Consider the following 18,863-nt stretch of genomic DNA (forward strand, 5'->3'; position numbering starts at 1 on the left):
TTCAAGGAGCGAATCCATGCGTATCGTGATCGTCGAGTTCATGAGCCTGGACGGCGTCGTGCAGGCGCCGGGCGGTCCCGAGGAGGACACCGACGGCGGCTTCGCCCACGGTGGCTGGTCCCACCCGTTCTTCGACCCCGAGGTGGTCGGCGGTGCCTTCGACGGCGCGCTGAGCGGAGCCGAGGCGCTGCTGTTCGGGCGCCGGACGTGGCAGACCATGGCCGCCGCGTGGCCGGGGCGAGCCGGCGACCCGTTCGCCGACCGGATGAACGCCATCCCGAAGTACGTCGTGTCCCTGACACTGGGCGACGACGAGCTGACGTGGAACAACACCACCCGGATCCCCGGTGACGAGGCCGTCGCCCACATCAGGAAGCTGCGCGAGACCGAGGGCGGCGACCTGGTGCTCATGGGAAGTCCCACCCTCGCCCGCACCCTCCTGAGCGAGGATCTGGTCGACGAGCTCCGGCTCATCGTCATGCCGGTGATCCTCGGCGGAGGTAAGACGATCTTCCCTGACGACGGCGGCCTGCGTACGTTCGAGCTGGTCTCCACGGTCACCAGCGAGGCGGGCACGAACGTGTGCGTCTACCGCCCGGCCGGCTGAATCCCCGGGACATCCCGGCGACCGGAAGGTGACCGGTGTTCGTCGGTGAGGATTCGGCGAGCGGGGGCCCGGGCATCCGTGCCCTTCCCCGTGGGCGACACGAACCCGTGGCCGACACGGGTTTCCGGGAGGGGGAAACCCAGGGAGGCGGAAGCGCCGGGGCTCGGTCAGGTGGCCTCGTCCAACTGTTCGGCCAGCCGCTGCAGACCACCCTTGATGAGCTGCCCGTACTCGTCGTCACCAAGCGCGCCGATCGTGTCCCGCGCCTGCTGGAGGTGCGTGCGGGCGAGGTCGAGGTCGCCCAGCTTGCGATAACAGTCGCTCAGGTTGAGGTGCAACGACGGATACAGACCGGCCACGGAAATCGCCACCCCGGCCTGGGCCGCCTGCTCGTCGGTGACCAGGTCGGCGGCGGCGAGCGCTCGCAGATCCCACATCAGCTCCTCGCGTACGTCGTCCTGCACGTCGGCCATCGAGTGGGCGAGGACGCAGACATGCAGCGGTTCGCCTTTCTCGCCGCCGATGTCGTCCCAGATCTGCGCGAACAGCTCGCGAGCGGCGTCACGTCGACCTTTGTGGTGATGTAACTCCACCCCCTGGCCGATCCGGGTGAGCGTTGGGTCGGTGATCACGAGCGACTCCTTCACAGACGAGATAGCGACGTGCAAGCCTAACCGCCCGACACCGCCCGACGATCTTCGATTTTCCAACCCGTTCGGTATGTCAGCCGACGCAGGAGAACCTCGGCGGGCCCTCGCATGCCGCGACGCTCCAGGCCGTAGGCCACGACCACGGTGATCAGCCAGACGCCGAGCGCGTAGCCGGCCACGGAGGCGCTGTGCAGGTGAGCCCCGACCCCGAGGCCCCATGCGGCCAGCACCGGGGCGCAGAGCAGCGATTGGGCGAGGTAGGCCGAGAGTGACCGCCTGCCCAGCGCGACCACCGCCGCGGACGCGAGGCCGGGACGTCGCCGACGCCCGAGCCGATGCCCGGCCAGTCCGAACGCCGCCGCGTAACCCAGCCCGGCGGGCAGGCCGGTAACCGTCTGGGACATCTCGAAAACGAACATCGACTCTTCCGGGACCCTCAGCACCCCCATGACCGCCGCCGCGTGCGGGAGCCCACCCAGCCAGCCGACGGCGATGCCGACGGCGGCGACGCGGCGCAACAGTGGCAGGTGCTCGCCCGGCTGTTCCAGGATCCGCCGCCGGGCCGCCCAGAAACCGAGGACGATCGCGACGGGCACGACGAGTCCCAGCAGGCCCTGGCCGACCACGACCATCGGCCAGAAGGCGAGGCGTCCCGACGCCGCGGCGAGCGGATCGCCCTCGGCACTGCCCGCAGCTCCCAAAGACAGATAACCGAAGATCTCAGGGGACGACTCCAAGCAGGCCCCCACCACACTGAGCAGGGTCTCCAGTATGAGGATGCCCGTGCCGATCGCGGCCCAGACGAGCAGCGTGCGATCCCTCCTGCGCAGGAACAGCCAGGACAGGAGAAACCCGGTCAGGCCGTACGCGCCAAGGATGTCCCCCTGCCACAGCAACGCCGCGTGCACGAACCCGAACAGGAACAACCACAGGCTGCGACGGCGCAGCAGTGCCGACACGGCCGACTCCGAGTGCCCGGCGGCCCGCTGGCGTGACAGGAGCTGCACCATGCCGTAGCCGAACAGGAACGCGAACATCGGATAGACCCGGAAGTCCACCCCGACGATGGCGACCACCTGGACGATCCGGTCCAGCGCCGAGCCTCCGGGCGGATGGATCGTGGTGGCCCGGATCTCTCGGCCCCACAGATACCAGGGAGTGTTCGCCACGGCGATGAGCAACAGCATGAAGCCACGGGCGAGATCGGGGGCGAGTGCGCGCTCGCCGCTCCGCACCGGGCCGCGGATCGGGGCGCTCCTAGTCGCCATGAGGGAGCGGACCTCCCGCCGCGCCGCCGTGGCCAAGCCTCAGCCGAGCCGGAAACCGTGCCGAACGGGCTGCTCCACCGGCAGCACGCACACATTCGACGAGCGGGCACCAGGATGTCTGCGATTCTGTGATCACACAAAGTTACGATACAAAGACAGGCAGTAGGAATGGGTGTGATTCGCGAGAGTGGACGCCTCCTGAGCGGTCCTACCTCTGAACGACGGCCGACAGGCGTTCCGCCCATCGACGACGATCGGTGATGCTGCCGGGGCCACCGTGGCCGGTCCTCGGTCCGCTCCCGGGGAACCGTTGCATCTGCTGGAGGGCCGGTCTCCGACCCGCCCTCACGAAACCCTGCCCCTGGCCCGGAAGGCCGTGGTCTTGACGCGGTTCTGGCAGGCGGTGCCGCAGAACCGGCGGGTGCCGTTGCGGGAGACGTCCACATAGACCCGGTCGCAGTGCGGCGCCGTACACACGCCGAGACGGTCGTGGTGCTCGCTCCCCAGCACGATCGCGAGCCCGGTGGCGCAACTCGCCGCCCAGTCGCCGGTCATGGTGCCGCCGGGGCCGTGGAAGTGCAGGTGCCACGGCTCTCCGTCGTGTCGTTCGAGCATCGGCCGGGCCCTGGTCTTCTCAAGAAGATCGTTGACCCGCAGGGCGGCGGCGTCGACGTCTCCTTTCGCGACGGCGTCGAAGACCACGCGCAGCCGGGCCGCGATCTCGGCGAGCTCGCCGGCCTCCACCTCGGTGACCTCCCGATGGCCCGGGTAGCCGGTGCGCAGGCCCTCCGTGGCGGCGGGAGCGAGATCACGCGGCGGCGAGAAGTCGCGGCCCCGCCTCTCTCCCGGCGTCAGTTCGTTGACCAACCCCACCGCCACGCGGACGATCGAATCGGTGTGACTGTTGAAATCCACTTGACCAGTCACATCCTCACGTTCTAGCTTGTAACTGTCATAAGCTTAGACGGCAGTCACAAGGAGACTATGGTGCTCACCCACGATGCCGCACTCGAGTGGATCGCACGCTGGGATCGTCAGCAGGAGGGCTACCTGCCCGACCGCGAAGAGCGCTTCACCGCGCTGATCGACGCCGTCGAGGCGACGGGCCGTCCCGATCCGCTCGTCATCGACCTCGGATGTGGACCGGGCTCGCTCTCCGCCCGCCTCCTGGAGCGGCTGCCCCAGGCGACGGTGATCGCGGTCGACGCCGACCCCCTGCTGCTCGGCCTCGGCCGGGCCGCCTACCCGCACCTCACCTTCCTCTCCCTCGACCTGCGCACCCCCGGATGGACCGGATCCCTCGGCCTGGACAGGCCGGCCGACGTCGCGGTGAGCACCACCGCACTGCACTGGATCTCCGGGCCCGATCTCCGGAAGATGTACGCCGAACTGGCGACCGTGCTGCGCCCGGGCGGGCTCCTGCTCAACGGCGACCACATGGAGACCGACGACACCACCCCGGCCATCGCCCGTCTCGAACGCGCCGTACAGGACCGGGAGACCCGGCGCGTGTTCGCCGACGGCCACCCCGAGGACTGGCGTCAGTGGTGGGACGCGATCGCCGCCGACCCCGCCTTCGCCGAACTCCACACCGCACGCACCACCGCGGGAGCCGACCACCACGGCTCGGAGTCCTCCCTGCTCTCCGAGCACGTCGACGCCCTGCGCGATGCCGGATTCGCCGAGATCGGCACCCTCTGGCAGCGCGGCAACAACCGCCTCCTCTGCGCCGTCCGCCACTGACCCGACCCCGACGCCCTCACGGCCGAGGGTGGAGAACGAGTGGTGAGCCAAGAGGACGAACCACGACGAGCCCGATGGACTCACGGCGAGCCCCATGCGCTCCTTTCCGCACCAACGCTTCAGCTACGGCGACGACCCCCGAACGACCCCGTACGGATTGCTTCAGCATCCCCAGAGCCCCGTGGGCGGCCCGTAAGAAAGCGACTACGGCCCGCACCACCTACGGCGAGACGGGCCGTGTGCGGAGGTGGGCGGGTGTTCCGGGCGGCTTATAAAAATCCGTAACCAGCGCGCCCGCCAGGCCGGAGGCCTGACCCACCAGACGACCACCAACGACGGCCGCCCGGAACACCCGCCCACCGGAGCGCGCACCCACCTTGAACACCGGTCCACACCGGCCGGACACCCAGCCCCATCACCAACGACGGCCGCCCACCGGAGCGCGCACCCACCCGACACGCCGACCCCCGGCCATCGTGCCCATGCCGCAGGAAAACCTTCGGGAACCACCCCACCAACGCCGAAACCGACGTCAGATCATGACGTGCGCTTCCGGATGCCCGGCGAAGGAGAACTGTGCGTTGCGGGTCAGCTTGATGTCGTCGGCCTGCCAGGTGTGCAGGGACTTGTCGCCACTGCGCCAGTAGACGAAGTTGAACCGGTCGGCGGAGTAGATCTTGACGCGGTCCTCCTTGAGCCGGCGGACCAGGCGGGTGTCCTCACCCCGGGTCACGTCCTCGAACCCGTAGTGCCGGAACATGTCGGCCTTGCCGAGGAACGTCCCGCCCTGCACCAGGAAGGCGTACCGGTGCTCCAGCCCAGGCAGCCGGAGCATCGTGGTGTTGCCGCCCTCGAAGTACGCGTAGTGCGCGCCCTTGCCGACCAGTTCGGCGTCGGAGTAGTCGAAGGCGCGGGCCAGGTCCGACAGGTAGTGCTCGCCGTAGAGGTTGTCGTCGTCCATTTTGGCGATCAGCTCGCCCTCGGCGGCGGCGATGCCCATGTTGAGGCAGGCGCCCAGCGACAGTGACGAGTCGGCGGGCAGCACCACGACATCGGTGATCCCGGCCATCCGCGCCTTGTCCGCCACCACCACGGGGTCGATGGCGAGCCCGTGCAGGACCATGACGAGCTGAACCGGACGATGGATCTGCTTGGCCACCGAGGAGATCGCGTGCTCGATCTGGGAGGCGCGGTTGGTGGGCAGGACCACCGAGATCGAGCGGGTCCGCGGCTGCACCGGCCGGCCGAGGATCCCCAGGATCTGGTCCACGCGATGCGAGAAGAGGTGCTTGTCGAAGACCTCGCGCATGGCGAGGTGCCCCTGACGGGCGCGCAGCTCGGGGCTGTTGATCAGGTGCAGGACCTGGTTGTACGACTCCAGCTCGTCGCGGGCGATCGGGATCAGCGACCCGAAGGTCTCCTCGATGGCCCGGGACCAGCCGGAGACCACCGACGTCGAGCAGGCCGAGAGCTCGAAGACGCGGCGGGCGCACATGGTCGGTGAGTCGAGCACCGAGTTCACGTTGAGGAAGACCTTGTACATCTTGTACGCGGCCAGCATCCGGTCGTACGGCAGCTCGCCCACGATGTGCGGGACGTACTCCTTCGGCCAGGCGTACTTCTCGTCGACGGTGCCGTTGCGGGCGAAGATGTGCAGCCCGAGCTCGCGGATCGGGGCGAGGACGGTTTCCATCTGTTCGCGGCGCTCGGGGTGCTTGTCCCTGAAGTACATGCCCGCGAAGACGACGTCGTTGACGCGCCCCTGCTTCTCCTGGATGGGATTGTGCACCCGGGGCTGCGCGGCGAACTGCAGGACGTCGACCCGGTCGTGACCCAGCACCTCGCGGTAGCGGGGGACCATGTCGCCGTCGCAGGTGAAGACGTAGTCGAACAGCTTGGCCGTGTCGATGAAGAAGTCGAAGTTCGGCGGGTCCTCCTTGTTCCAGAAGACCGTGGGGATGCCCTCGGCGCGGCACCAGTCGATCAGGGCGATCAGCTCTGCCTTGGGAGCCTTCGTCCCGGTCATCTGGTAGCGCCAGCGGCCCTGGTTGCCGTGCCAGGCCGACTCCACGAACAACAGCTCGGGACGACGCTCGGCGAAGATCTCCGGCCAGTCGCGGAGCCCGAACTCGATCTGGTCCCACTCGTACTTGAACGCCATCCGGGAGAAGTCGTCCAGGATGACCGCGACCTTCATGTCAGGGCGGACGATCGGACCGGCGGGCCACTTGACCTGCGGTACGTCGACCACGGGCCCCTGCCGGTCGAGTTCCTCGACCACCTCGGCCACCGGACGGGGCGGCTTGGGGCCCTTGCGGGCCTGCATCGCCGAGCGCAGTTTGCCCGGCAGCGCGGTGACCCCCGGCCCCTTGGCGGACGTCAGTGCCTCGGCCACCCGGTAGGGGCGCTGCACCTTGGTGGACTCCAGCTTCCACTGCGCGTAGTCGGCCCGTGCCTCGGCGATGGCGAGCCGCCGCTCCAGGTCGTGGACGCGCTCCTCAAGGCGTTCGACGACCTTGCGTTCCTCGGGCAACCAGTTGATCGGTCCGAGACGCTGGAACTTCGGCTCTTCTGGGGTCTCATCGCTCATGGGGAATCGCCTTTGTCAGAGGTCGTGCCAGCGTACGACCAAAGTCGTAGCCAAATGGCCGTTTTAAAGGGATTTGGGCGATACGGATTGACCGGCCGGTGAGAGGTTGCCGCCGCGCAGCCAGCTCTCGATCACCCGGGCGATCCGGGGACCGGCCTTGCCGTCCCAGAGCGGGGGCAGCTCGCCCGACGGCGTTCCCGAGCCCTCGGCCAGCGCCCGGTCGGCGGCGGCGGGCAGCTGCGCGGGGGTGACGAGCCGGTTGGTGCCGTGCGTGATGGTGATCGGCCGTTCGGTGTTGGGCCGCACCGTGAGGCAGGGCACACCCAGCATGGTCGTCTCCTCCTGCACGCCGCCGGAGTCGGTGACGACCAGCGTCGCGCCTCGCACCAGCGACAGGAAGTCCACGTAGCCCAGCGGGTCGACGATGAGGAGGTTGTCGCCGTTCACCAGTCCGGCCTCCGCCAGACGGGTCCGGCCGCGCGGGTGCAACGGCACCACGACCGGCAGGCGCTCGCTCACCGAGAGCACGGCGTCGACGAGCTCCTTGGCCGAGGCCGGGTCGTCGACGTTGCCGGGACGGTGCAGGGTGGCGACCGCGTACCGCTCGGGAAGGCCGAGCCGGGAGCGGACCGGGGCGGGGTCGAGGTGGTCCAGCGCGGAGAACAGGCTGTCGATCATCGGGTTGCCGACGAGGTGCACCCTGGCCGGATCGACGCCCTCGGCGGCGAGGTGGGAGAGCGCGTCCGGCGAGGTGGCGAAGAGGATGTCGGACAGGCCGTCGGTGACGACCCGGTTCACCTCCTCGGGCATCTCCCGGTCGAAGGAACGCAGGCCCGCCTCCACGTGCGCGGTCGGCACGTGGAGCTTGGCGCAGACGAGGATCGCGGCGAGCGTCGAGTTCACGTCGCCGTAGACGACGACCAGGGTGGGACGGTGTTCGAGCACCACGTCCTCCAGGCCGACGAGCAGGGCCGCCGTCTGACGGGCGTGCGAGCCGGAACCGACGCCGAGGTTGGCGATCGGCTCGGGAAGACCGAGGTCGGCGAAGAAGACGTCCGACATGAGCGCGTCATAGTGCTGACCGGTGTGAACGATGCCCTGTCGCACCCCGAGCTCGGTGAGGGCGCGCACCACGGGAGCGGCCTTCACGAAGTTCGGACGCGCGCCGAGCACGTGCAGGACGAGGGGATCATCGGGGCTCTGAGCAGCGCCCGGACGGGCAAAGTCCCTCATTGACCTCGCCTTTCATGCGGCAGTGGGGCAAACGTTGCCTATGGTACGGTCACGGCGTGGTATCCGATGCCAACAGGCCAGACTCCCCCTCGGTTCCAGCGAAGGTTTCGGCGAAGGATCCGGTGAAGTCCCCGGATCCGGTGACGCCCTCGGTTCCGGCGACACCCTCTCCCTCGGTGACGCCCCCGGCCGTTGAGACCCCCGCAGTGGACACGCCCACGGAGCCGCCGCCCCCGCCGAGCGCGGAGACGCCCTCGCCCGTGGACGCGGCCCCGGTCTCCGACGTGGACGCGACGCGGAAACCCGACGCGGACGGCACCACGGAACCGGACAACAAGCCGACGGAGACAGCGGACACACCCCCGGACACCCCCTCCGCCCCGGACAAGCTTTCCGCCCCGGACAAGCCTTCCGCCCCGGACACGCCCCCCGTCTCCGACATGCCCACCGTCACGGCGAGGCCCTCGGACGAGGACGAGGAGAAGGTCCCCGCGTCGCTCCCCGCCTCCCCGGACTCCCCGACGCCCACCGGTTCCCCTGCCTCCCCGGACTCTCCCGTCTCCCCGGTCTCGGCGAAGTCGGCCAGGGCCGGGCTGCGCGGCCTCATCAAGGGCTTCGTCCAGCACCCGGTCATCGTCTCCCGCGTCGTCGCGACCAAGGTGAAGTCCGACCCGGTACGCGTGGCGCAGGCGGCGGCCGAGACGCTCCCGCCGAGTGTCCGTCCCGTGGTCGGCCGGTTCGCCTGGCCCGTCGCGCGCCGCGCCAAGATCGTCGTACGCAAGCTCGGCATGCGCCTGGTGAAGGGCCCGTGGAGCGAGGCGAAGGAGCACTTCGACTCCGGCCGGATGAGCGAGGCCGCCGCGGTGCTGCAGGGTCACACGCGCTATCCCTTCATCAAGCGCCGGCACGCCTACTACGCGGGAGAACTGGCCGCGATCCAGCCGAACCCGATCCCGCCCAAGGCGAAGGTGATCGTGGGCGAGCGGTTCCCCGGCAGAGTGCTGCACTGCGTGACGAACGCGCTGCCGTACACGCAGGCCGGATACACCGTCCGCACGCACCGCATCGTCACCTCGCAGAAGGCCGCGGGGCTCGACCCGCACGTCGTGACCAGCTGGGGCTGGCCGATGATGCAGGGGCACGCCGACGCGACGCCGTACGAGGAGATCGACGGCATCCCCTACCACCGGCTGATCCCGAGCGGCGAGGTGCCGTTCGAGAGCCAGGGGCGGATGATCCGCGGCGCCGGAGAGGTGACCGAGCTGGTCAGGACCCTGCGACCGCAGGTGCTGCACGCCGCGACCGACCATCGCAACGGATCGGTGGCGCTCGCGGTGCGCGAGCGTACCGGCACGCCGATGGTCTACGAGGTGCGGGGCTTCCTCGAGGAGACCTGGGCCTCCCGCGACCCCAAGCGCATCGGCAGCCAGCGACACGTGCTCCAGCGCGACCGCGAGGCGTTCATCATGCGTTCCGCCGACGCCGTGGTCACCCTCGCGGAGACGATGGCGACCGAGATCGTCGAACGCGGGGTGCCGAGGGAGAAGATCTATCTCGCGCCGAACGCGGTGGACGACTCGCTGCTCAGCGCCGAGTACGACGGTGCGGCCTTCCGCGCCGCGTACGGCATCGAGCCCGGCGAGATCGTGATGGGCTCGGTGTCGAGCATCGTGGCCTACGAGGGTTTCGCCACCATGATCAACGCGGCCGCGCTGCTGCGGGACGAGGGCGCGCCGGTGAAGGTGCTGCTCGTCGGCGACGGCGTGGAGCGGGCGGCGCTGCTCGAACAGGTCGAGGAGCTGGGCCTGGGCGACATCGCGATCCTGCCGGGACGTGTCGGTCCCGACGAGGCCCTGCAGGCGCAGGCGGCGATCGACATCTTCGTCTGCCCTCGCGAGGACCTGCGCGTCTGCCGGCTCGTCACGCCGTTGAAGCCCGTCGAGGCGATGGCTCTCGGCAAGCCGGTCGTGCTGAGCGACCTGCCGGCGCTCTCCGAGCTCGTGGGTTCGGAGGGGGCGGGGCTTCTGGTGCCCCCGGGAGACCCCGAGGCGCTGGCCAAGGCGATCGCCGGGCTGCGTGACGACCCCGAGCGAAGGGCCGGGATGGGTGAGGCGGGACGGGCCGAGGTGGCGGCGAAGCGTACGTGGAGCCGTATCGCGGAGACTTACCGTGATATTTACCGATCGATTGCTGGATGATGGTCTCGTGTTGGTAACAGGGAGACCAGCCGTTTGCGATGCGTTCAATCGCATTAGGCGTAGCTCGTTCGGACTTGAGATAGCCTTTGCGACCATGAAGTGTTGTTTCCGGCGTTCCAAGGTCATCCAGTGACTGCCTACGACCTGGCCATCATCGGTCTGGGCTACGTCGGCATGCCCCTGGCCAAGGAGGCCACCGCGGCCGGTCTGCGGGTCGTCGGCTTCGAGGTCGACGCGGCGAAGGTCGAGTCCCTCAACGCGGGCACGTCCTACATCGACGACCTGACCGACGCCGACCTCGAGCACATGCTGGCGGGAGGCTTCACCGCCACGCTGGACGAATCCGTCCTGGCGGACAGCCGGACCGTCGTCATCTGCGTGCCGACCCCGCTGGACGAGGACCACCGCCCCGACCTGTCGTCGGTCGAGGGCGCCACCGCCACCGTCGCACGCAACCTGCGCGCCGGCACGCTGGTGGTCCTGGAGTCCACCACCTGGCCCGGCACCACCGACGAGGTCGCCCGCCCCATCCTGGAGAAGGGCTCGGGCCTCGCCGCGGGCACCGACTTCCACCTCGCCTTCTCGCCCGAGCGCATCGACCCGGGCAACCCCAAGTACGGCCTGCGCAACACCCCGAAGGTCGTCGGCGGTTACACCCCGGCCTGCAAGGACCGCGCGGTCGGGTTCTACGCCCAGTTCATCGAGCAGGTCGTGCCGGTGAGCGGCACCCGCGAGGCCGAGATGGCCAAGCTCCTGGAGAACACCTACCGCCACGTCAACATCGCCCTCGTCAACGAGATGGCGATCTTCTGCGACGAGCTCGGTGTCGACCTGTGGGAGTCGATCGAGGCCGCGGCGACCAAGCCGTTCGGGTTCCAGAAGTTCCTTCCAGGACCCGGCGTCGGCGGGCACTGCATCCCGGTCGACCCGTCCTACCTCTCCTACACGGTGCGCAAGCTGGGCTACCCGTTCCGCTTCGTCGAGCTGGCGCAGGAGATCAACGAGCGGATGCCGTCCTACGTGGTGGCCCGCGTGCAACGACTGCTCAACCGGCAGCGGAAGCCCGTCAACGGCTCCAGGGTGCTGCTGCTCGGTGTCACGTACAAGCCCGACATCGCCGACGAGCGCGAGACCCCGGCCCTGCCGGTCGCGCGGGCGCTGCTCGAGCTGGGGGCGGAGCTCGTCTTCGCCGATCCGTACGTCAAGGAGTGGCGGGTCGACGACGTCGACGTGCCACGTGAGGAAGACCTCGCCAAGGCGGTGGCCGAAGCCGACGTGACGCTGTTGCTCCAGCAGCACGCCGCCTTCGACCTGTCGACGGTCGAGGACCATGGCAAGCTCGTGCTCGACACCCGAGGCGTGCTCGCCGAGGGTGAACGCGTCGAGCGGCTCTAGCGACGGAGGGCTGCGCGAAGTGCACGTGCTCGTCATGACGGTGGTGCATCACCCCGAGGACGCCCGGATCCTGCACCGGCAGATCCGCGCGCTCGTGGACGCCGGTCATGAGGTCACGTACGCGGCCCCGTACACGGCGCGGGGCGTGATGGCCCGCTCCTGGGTGAACGGCGTCGACCTCCCCCGAGCGGCCGAGCGCAAGCGGTTCGCCGCGGTGCGCGCCGCACGCAAGGTGTTCAAGCGGATGCGCGGCCAGGTCGACCTCGTGGTCATCCACGACCCCGAGCTGCTGCTCGCGGTGGTGGGGGTGCGCAAGCGGCCGCCGGTGGTCTGGGACGTCCACGAGGACACCCCGGCGACGCTGTCGCTGAAGCCCTGGCTGCCCGCGTTCCTGCGCCCGCCGGTGCGGTTCCTGGCCCGCCTGCTCGAAGGGACGGCCGAGCGGCACCTGCACCTGCTGCTGGCCGAGACCGCGTACGCGGGAAGGTTCCGCCAGGCGCACCTGGTGGTGCCCAACGAGACGTGGGTGCCCGACGAGGTGACGCCGCCGGGCGACGACCGCGTCGTCTACCTCGGCTGGCTGTCGGGGGCGCGCGGAGTGCGCGAGGCGATCGAGGTGGCCAGGCTGCTGCAGCCGTACCGGGTGGCGGTCGAGCTGATCGGCTACGCCGACCCGCAGTCGCGGCCGACGCTGAACGAGGCGGTGGCCGAGGGCGTGCTGGAGTGGCGCGACTTCATGCCGAACGACGAGGCGCTCAAGCGGCTCGACGGCGCGCTGGCCGGGCTCTCCCTGCTGCACGACGAGCCCAACTACCGGCACTCCATGCCCACGAAGATCGTGGAGTACATGGCGCACGGCATCCCGGTGATCACCACTCCCTCGCCCCGCGCGGTGGAGCTGGTCGAGCGCTACGACAGCGGCATGGTCGTGCCCTGGCAGGATCCCAAGGCGGTGGCCCAGGCGGTGCTCTTCCTGCGAGACGACGCCAGGGAGCGGTATGCCAGGGGTGCCCGAGGGTATGCGGCGGCTCGTGCGAACCACCACTGGCCCAACTCGGCCCGCCGTTTCGTCGCTCAGCTGGAGGCGTGGGCGGGCGTCAAGAGCTGATCGTCGATACGGCGAGGCCCGCGGTGTCCGTCCGGCTCCTTATGTCTGCCTGATCACGAGAACGGTAGTGTCCTGAACGTGCGCTGGCTCATCGCTTTCCTGGGCGTGGCGATCCTCGCGGGTGTGGCGGCGTTCGTGGTGACCACGCCCACCGGGAACGGCTCCCCGACGGCGGGCGGCTCGTCGCTCACGGCCTCGCCCTCGCCCTCCACCTCCGCCACCCCCTCGGTGCCGGTGCCGGAGGTGACCGAGTTCACCGACCCGTGCGGGACGTTCGACACGACGATGCGCTGGCCGTACGCGGTCACCGGCTACTGGCTCGTGCCGACCAGCGACCACTGCACCTGGCGCCGGCAGTTCGGCGCCATCCACGAGGTGGGCGGCGACACGGTGATCCGGATCGGCTGGGGCCTGCAGGCGCGCCGCCTCGACAACGACGGCCGGATCCTCGACGGCCAGGGGGACGTCGACGCCCGCTACGAGCCGTGCGAGGAGAACGGGGTCCCGTGCGCGTTGGCGGCGGAGAACGACCTCAAGGCCGCCAACCCCGGCAACCGGGTGAGCTGGACGTTCGTCTACCGCACCGACGAGGCGTTCGGCCCCGACCTGTTCCGCTGCCCCGAGTTCGAGCGGAAGATCGTCACCGACAAGACCGTCTTCTACCGGATCGTCGCCCCCGACGACGGCACCGACGACCCGAGCTGCGAGAACATCCGGTCCAAGGGACGCGGCTATCACGTGATCCTGGTCGCGGCCGCGCACGAGGACAGCCTCGCCGAGCTGCTCGACCTCGGTGACCGGTTCGGCGTGAAGGTCTACCCGGCGCTGCCGCTCGCCCCCCGAGACCCGGCGCAGAAGACCCAGGCCGCCAAGCAGGGCACGGACACGCTCACCACCCTCACCCGCCGGATCATGCAGGACTACGGGGCGCGCTTCCAGGACCGGGCCTCGCTGGGCGGTTTCTACCAGCCGTTCGAGCTGCAGATGCGCGAGATGAAGTACGTCGGCGACTCCGACTCCGACCACCCGACGCTCAGGGTCTACGCCTCGCAGCACGAGATCGTCGAGCAGGAGATGCCCGGCAGGCCCGTGCTCGTCAGCCCCTACCTCGACGCCCGCAAGGAGCGGCCGTTCAGCGCCACTCCCAAGCAGGTCGCCAAGGGCTTCGAGGCCCTCGTCAGGACCGGTGTCGGGATCATCGCCCCGCAGGACAGCCGGGGTACCGGCAAGGTCGGACTGTTCTGGGCCGACCAGCGCGAGGAGAAGATCGACGAGCGGCTGAGCCCGGTCGTCAAGAAGAAGACCAACGGCGAGGCGTACCACGGCTCGACCCGCGACTACTACCGCGAGATGTCCCTCGCCAGGACCAGGATGATCGAGCAGGGCTTCAACGTGCAGCTCTGGGCCAACGTCGAGGCCTTCGAGCCCTCGGGCGAGGAGCCGTGCGCCGCGGGGTCCGACCGGGGACGCACCGACAAGGAGCGGCTCGACACGGCCGTGGCGCAGGTCGGACGCTATGTCTCCAAGGTCGTCTCCTACATGTGGAGCGACTTCTACACCTGCGGCTCCCCGTCCCTCGCCGAGGAGATCGCCCGCGACTACAACCGGCCCATCGCCGCCGACGCGGTCCGCATGCAGCGCGACATCCAGGACGGAATGGAGATCCGCGGCTACAACATCCCGATGGGCTCCAAGGTGACGATCACCTGGGAGGGCCAGGAGGAGCCCCGCGTCGTCGACGTGGCCGGGGTGAACCTGACCGAGCCGCCGCCGGACCTGCCGGTACGGATGGAAACGGCGTGGATCCCGTTCGACTGGACCCGGGTGCCCGAGGACACCTGGGTCAGGGTCTCGGTCGCGGCGGCCGACGGACGCGCCGCCACCGAGACGTTGCACGTCCGCGTACGGGTCTGACCGGTGTAACGTGCCTGCCATGGTGCCGCGCATTCCCGTCAGCGTGGACCTTGTCGTCCTCACGGTGCGCCGCCAGGTGCTGAGCGCGCTCGTCTGGCGGCGCGACAAGCCGCCGTACGAGGGACGCTGGGCCCTGTCAGGCGGTTTCATCCAGCTCGACGAGGACCTGCCCGCGGCCGCCGCCCGCGTCCTCGCGGAACGGGCGGGCCTGCCGGGCGCCCCCGTGCACCTGGAACAGCTGCAGACCTACGGCTACCCAGACCGCGACCCGCGCCAGCGCGTGCTGAGCGTGGCCTATCTCGGCCTCGCCCCGCACCTGCCCACCTCCACCGAGGCGCACATGAGCTGGCAGCCGGTCTCCTCGCTGCTGCGCGAGATGGCCTTCGACCACCGGCGCATCATGATCGACGGCATCGAGCGGGCCCGCGCCAAGCTCGAATACACCCCGCTGGGCGCGGCCTTCTGCCCGCCGGAGTTCACCGTCGCCGAGCTGCGCCGGGTCTACGAGATCGTCTGGGGCCGGAGCCTCGACCCGCGCAACTTCCACCGTAAGGTCACCAAGGCCGAGGGCTTCCTGGTGCCCACCGGCGGCACCACCACCCGCGACGGCGGACGCCCCGCCAAGCTGTATCGCCGCGGCCCCGCCGTGGCGCTGCATCCCCCGATGCTCCGCTCCCTCAAGGAGTAGCCGGGGCACCCGATGGCGGGGGCGGTCGCGCCGTGCTCGCATCGTGTTCAGGAACACCGGCTCTGTCATCGATGAGGGTCTTCGCCGGCACATGGCCAACGCGGTCAACCGCGTCGGCTATCGACCGCGAGGGTTGCTGATATCCGTCAGATCGATGTCGATGTCATAGGGGAGGCTGAGCTTCAGCCGATTCTGATGGACACCGGTGAGCGCGTATGCCCTTGTCACCGGGTTCAGTTCGTAGACGTAGACGCTGGGGCGGCCCTCGATGTTCTCGACACGCCAGAAGTGAGGGATGCCGGCCTCGGCGTACATCTGGGGCTTGCGGTTGCGATCGCGCTCCTCGGACTCCTCGGAGACGACTTCGACGGCGAGCAGCACGTCCGCCGCCTCGTAGAAGGTCCGCGTCAGCTCGGAGGGCGCGTGTGCGTGGAGGAGGACCAGGTCGGGCTCCGGTCGTTGACGTCGCCCCAGCTTCACCGTCATCTCCTGCTCCACCCGGAGATGGGCGGGTGCCGTCCGATCAAGCTCTTTGTGCAGCAGGAACAGCACAAGAGCATGAAAACGGGTCTGGGGGCTCACGAAGACGAGAGTGCCATCGATGAGTTCCGTGTGAGGAGGGATCCCCGGAAGCCGATCGAGGTCATCGGCGGTGAAGCCCTCTATAGGGGGAATTGCCCAGTCGGGAATGGGCTCAACGTCGGCTGGCGGTGCGATGCTCATGTCGTCCTCCCGGTCGGGCACGCCTCTCACCTCCAGTGTTACAGGATGCCCCATCCGCCCGCTGCTCATAAGGTAAGGCCATGCCTCGTTTCCGCGCGATCCTGGACACGATGCCCGCCTACCGGGCGGGCAAGGCCGTGGTGTCCGCCGACGGCCGGTCCTACAAGCTCTCCTCGAACGAATCCCCCTACGAGCCGCTGCCCTCGGTCGTCGAGGCGGTCGCCAGGGCGGCGACCCAGATGCACCGCTATCCCGATCCGGCGGCCACCGAGCTGACCGCGGCGATCGCCGAGAAGTACGGCGTCCCGGCCGAGCACATCGCGCTCGGCGCCGGCTCGGTGACGGTGGCCCAGCAGCTCTTCGAGACGGTGAGCGAGCCGGGCGCCGAAGTGATCTACGCGTGGCGGTCCTTCGAGGCGTACCCGCTGCTGGCCGACCTGGCGGGGGCGACCTCGGTGCGGGTCCCGCTGCTGGGCGAGACGCACCATCTGGAGGCGATGGCCGACGCGATCACCCCGCACACCCGCATGATCTTCGTCTGCAACCCGAACAACCCCACGGGCACGGTCGTCCACGCGGCCGAGCTCGCGGCGTTCCTCGACCGGGTTCCGGAGAACGTGCTCGTCGTGCTCGACGAGGCCTACCGCGAGTACGTCAGGGACACCGGGGTCACCGACGGGCTCACCGTCTACGGTGACCGGCCGAACGTCGCCGTCCTGCGCACCTTCTCCAAGGCGTACGGCCTGGCCGGACTCCGGGTGGGCTACCTGATCGCGAACGAGCCGGTGGCGTCCACCGTCCGCAAGACGATCGTGCCGTTCGCGGTGAACCACCTCGCCCAGGCGGCGGCGATCGCCTCGCTCGCCGCCGAGGACGAGCTGATGGAGCGGGTCGACGTCGTGGTCAAGGAGCGCGACCGGGTCCGTGAGGCGCTGATCGGCCAGGGCTGGGAGGTGCCGGTGAGCGAGGCCAACTTCGTCTGGCTGCGGCTGGGGGAGCGCACGCTCGAATTCGCCGGGGCGTGCGCGACCGAGGGTGTCGCGGTACGGCCCTTCGCCGGGGAGGGTGCCCGCGTCTCCATCGGCGATTCCGAGGCCAACGACACCTTCCTCGCCGCCGCGGCCGCCTTCAGAGGCGCCTGACCCGCCCGACTTCCCCGGTCCACTCGGCCCGACCCGCTTCGTCATGCTCCGCGTGCCCCATGACCTGTGGGTCCGCGTGACCACCCTGACCTGTCGGATCCACGTGGCCCGCGTGACCGGCTCGACGTACCGATTCCGGCCGATCCCGCGCCGGGCGCCCGCGGTCTACACGGCCGCGGGCTCCGGCTCGGGCCTCGGCTCCGCGGGCTCCGGCTTCTTCCGCCGTTCCGTGGAGACCACCAGGGCCACGCCGACGACGATCACCACGCCGGCCGCGACCATCGAGCCGGTGACCGGCTCGCTCAGCACGAGTGCGCCCAGCACGACCGCCACGACCGGGTTGACGTAGGCGTAGGTGGAGACCAGCGAGATCGGGGCGTTGCCCAGCAGCCACACGTACGCCGTGAAGCCGACCAGCGACCCGACCATGATCAGATAGATCAGCGCGGCCCACGACCGTGTGGAGACGGCGGCGACGTCGAGGCGCTCGCCCATCGTGGCGGCGGTGAGGGCGAGCCCGACACTGCCCGCCGCCATCTCGACGACGCTCGCGGCGAAGGGGTTCGCGGGCATCGGGATGCGGGAGGCGAGGAACGAGCCGACCGCCCACGACAGCGACGCGAGCAGGATGACCACGACTCCGACGCCGTCGGCCACGTTGCTCCCGCCGCTCAGTGACAGCACCGCCACGCCGCCGAACCCGATGAGCACCCCCACGAGCGTCAGCGCCCGCGGCCGGTCCCTGAACATGATCCTGAAGATGACGAGCCAGAGCGGGGTCGAGGCCACCAGCAGCGCGGCCAGGCCGCTGGAGATGTGCTGCTCGGCCACGGCGACCATGCCGTTGCCGCCGTTCAGCAGCAGCAGGCCGACCAGCGTCGCCCCGCCGGCCTCCCTCCAGGTCATCCGGAAGGCATCGCGCCCCTTCACCAGGAGCACCACGAGGCCCAGCACGAGCGCGGCCGTGACGAACCGGACGGCTCCGCTGAGCAGCGGCGGGATCGTCTCGATCGTGATCATGATCGCCAGGTACGTGGAACCCCACACCACGTACACGATCGCCAGCGCTCCCCAGACGAGGAGCGTCTTACGGCTGTAAGCACCGTCTTTGCTCATAGCTCATGACAATAGTGGCTGACACCGACAATCCGCTCGCGAGTTTCGGACCTTGAGACGCGCTTCCGCGGGGCCGTGATCCATTGACGCCGCGCCGACGTCGCACCGACGGATCCGCGCCGGGGGGATCGCGGCACCGGGGCCCTCACTGTGTCCTCGGCGGTCCTCGGCGGTCCTCGGCGGTCCTCGGCGGTCCTCGGCGTGCCGGGGGGACCGTAATTCCCGGGCCGTAATGAACGCCGTAATGAACAGGATGCTGTGAACAGGCCAAAACAAACAGGCCGGAATGAACAAGCCGCAGTGAACACGTCCCGGTGAACGAGCCACGGTGAACAAGGTTTCGTGAACACATGGCGACGAGTCGATGACGCTGCGTCACGCCGTGTCACGTCGAACGGTCCGGGCCCGCCAGGTCACGCCACGCCGGGATCGACGTGCCGTGACCTGGGAGGTTCCGCCGCCCGGGCGCGGCGGAAACCCTCCGTGCC

General features: G+C 69.5%; 15 protein-coding genes. 8 read left to right on the top strand and 7 right to left on the bottom strand.

Annotated features, from left to right (window positions below; genetic code table 11):
• Positions 1–16 precede the first annotated feature (16 nt).
• Positions 17–607 (top strand): dihydrofolate reductase family protein, encoded by a 591-nt coding sequence (locus tag ABT352_RS04255; RefSeq protein ID WP_350942389.1) that lies wholly within the window; start codon positions 17–19, stop codon positions 605–607.
• A 167-nt stretch (positions 608–774) separates the two neighbouring features.
• On the opposite strand, the gene ABT352_RS04260 is transcribed toward ABT352_RS04255, so the two are convergent.
• The 3 genes from ABT352_RS04260 to ABT352_RS04270 all read right to left on the bottom strand — a co-directional run bounded on the left by ABT352_RS04260 (position 775) and on the right by ABT352_RS04270 (position 3,440).
• On the bottom strand, positions 775–1,239 hold the full coding sequence (locus tag ABT352_RS04260) for a hypothetical protein (RefSeq protein WP_350942390.1): 465 nt from the start codon (positions 1,237–1,239) through the stop codon (positions 775–777).
• A 38-nt stretch (positions 1,240–1,277) separates the two neighbouring features.
• Positions 1,278–2,525 (bottom strand): DUF418 domain-containing protein, encoded by a 1,248-nt coding sequence (locus tag ABT352_RS04265; RefSeq protein ID WP_350942391.1) that lies wholly within the window; start codon positions 2,523–2,525, stop codon positions 1,278–1,280.
• Positions 2,526–2,870: 345 nt separating this feature from the next.
• On the bottom strand, positions 2,871–3,440 hold the full coding sequence (locus ABT352_RS04270; RefSeq protein ID WP_350942392.1) for a CGNR zinc finger domain-containing protein: 570 nt from the start codon (positions 3,438–3,440) through the stop codon (positions 2,871–2,873).
• Between the two features lie 69 nt (positions 3,441–3,509).
• Here ABT352_RS04270 and ABT352_RS04275 point away from each other — a divergent pair, with 69 nt between their 5' ends.
• Positions 3,510–4,268 (top strand): class I SAM-dependent methyltransferase, encoded by a 759-nt coding sequence (locus ABT352_RS04275; protein ID WP_502992775.1) that lies wholly within the window; start codon positions 3,510–3,512, stop codon positions 4,266–4,268.
• Positions 4,269–4,800: 532 nt separating this feature from the next.
• Here ABT352_RS04275 and ABT352_RS04280 read toward each other — a convergent pair.
• Positions 4,801–6,858, bottom strand: coding sequence for a glycosyltransferase family protein (locus tag ABT352_RS04280; protein ID WP_350942394.1), 2,058 nt, complete (start codon positions 6,856–6,858; stop codon positions 4,801–4,803).
• A gap of 63 nt (positions 6,859–6,921) precedes the next feature.
• Complete coding sequence (wecB, locus tag ABT352_RS04285; RefSeq protein ID WP_350942396.1) at positions 6,922–8,091, bottom strand: non-hydrolyzing UDP-N-acetylglucosamine 2-epimerase; 1,170 nt, start codon at positions 8,089–8,091, stop codon at positions 6,922–6,924.
• A gap of 206 nt (positions 8,092–8,297) precedes the next feature.
• Between wecB and ABT352_RS04290 the strand changes: the two genes are divergently transcribed.
• The 5 genes from ABT352_RS04290 to ABT352_RS04310 all read left to right on the top strand — a co-directional run bounded on the left by ABT352_RS04290 (position 8,298) and on the right by ABT352_RS04310 (position 15,394).
• Entirely contained in the window at positions 8,298–10,289 is a 1,992-nt protein-coding gene (locus tag ABT352_RS04290) for a glycosyltransferase (RefSeq protein WP_350942398.1), read from the top strand.
• 129 nt (positions 10,290–10,418) lie between these two features.
• Entirely contained in the window at positions 10,419–11,684 is a 1,266-nt protein-coding gene (locus ABT352_RS04295) for a nucleotide sugar dehydrogenase (RefSeq protein WP_350942400.1), read from the top strand.
• 19 nt (positions 11,685–11,703) lie between these two features.
• The gene (locus ABT352_RS04300; RefSeq protein ID WP_329088759.1) at positions 11,704–12,792 is read left to right on the top strand and encodes a glycosyltransferase; all 1,089 of its coding nucleotides are present in this window, start codon (positions 11,704–11,706) and stop codon (positions 12,790–12,792) included.
• 78 nt (positions 12,793–12,870) lie between these two features.
• Positions 12,871–14,706 (top strand): DUF4434 domain-containing protein, encoded by a 1,836-nt coding sequence (locus tag ABT352_RS04305; RefSeq protein WP_350942402.1) that lies wholly within the window; start codon positions 12,871–12,873, stop codon positions 14,704–14,706.
• A 19-nt stretch (positions 14,707–14,725) separates the two neighbouring features.
• Positions 14,726–15,394 carry an NUDIX hydrolase gene (locus tag ABT352_RS04310; RefSeq protein ID WP_350942404.1) on the top strand — a complete coding sequence of 223 codons (669 nt, stop codon included), beginning with the start codon at positions 14,726–14,728 and terminating at the stop codon, positions 15,392–15,394.
• Positions 15,395–15,511: 117 nt separating this feature from the next.
• On the opposite strand, the gene ABT352_RS04315 is transcribed toward ABT352_RS04310, so the two are convergent.
• Positions 15,512–16,117, bottom strand: a complete 606-nt coding sequence (locus tag ABT352_RS04315) for a Uma2 family endonuclease (protein ID WP_502992835.1) — start codon at positions 16,115–16,117, stop codon at positions 15,512–15,514.
• Between the two features lie 80 nt (positions 16,118–16,197).
• Between ABT352_RS04315 and hisC the strand changes: the two genes are divergently transcribed.
• Entirely contained in the window at positions 16,198–17,259 is a 1,062-nt protein-coding gene (gene hisC, locus ABT352_RS04320) for a histidinol-phosphate transaminase (protein WP_350942408.1), read from the top strand.
• A gap of 165 nt (positions 17,260–17,424) precedes the next feature.
• On the opposite strand, the gene ABT352_RS04325 is transcribed toward hisC, so the two are convergent.
• Positions 17,425–18,375 (bottom strand): EamA family transporter, encoded by a 951-nt coding sequence (locus ABT352_RS04325; RefSeq protein ID WP_350942410.1) that lies wholly within the window; start codon positions 18,373–18,375, stop codon positions 17,425–17,427.
• Positions 18,376–18,863 lie beyond the last annotated feature (488 nt).

This window comes from Streptosporangium sp. NPDC000563, assembly GCF_040299985.1.
Classification (GTDB): Bacteria; Actinomycetota; Actinomycetes; order Streptosporangiales; family Streptosporangiaceae; genus Streptosporangium.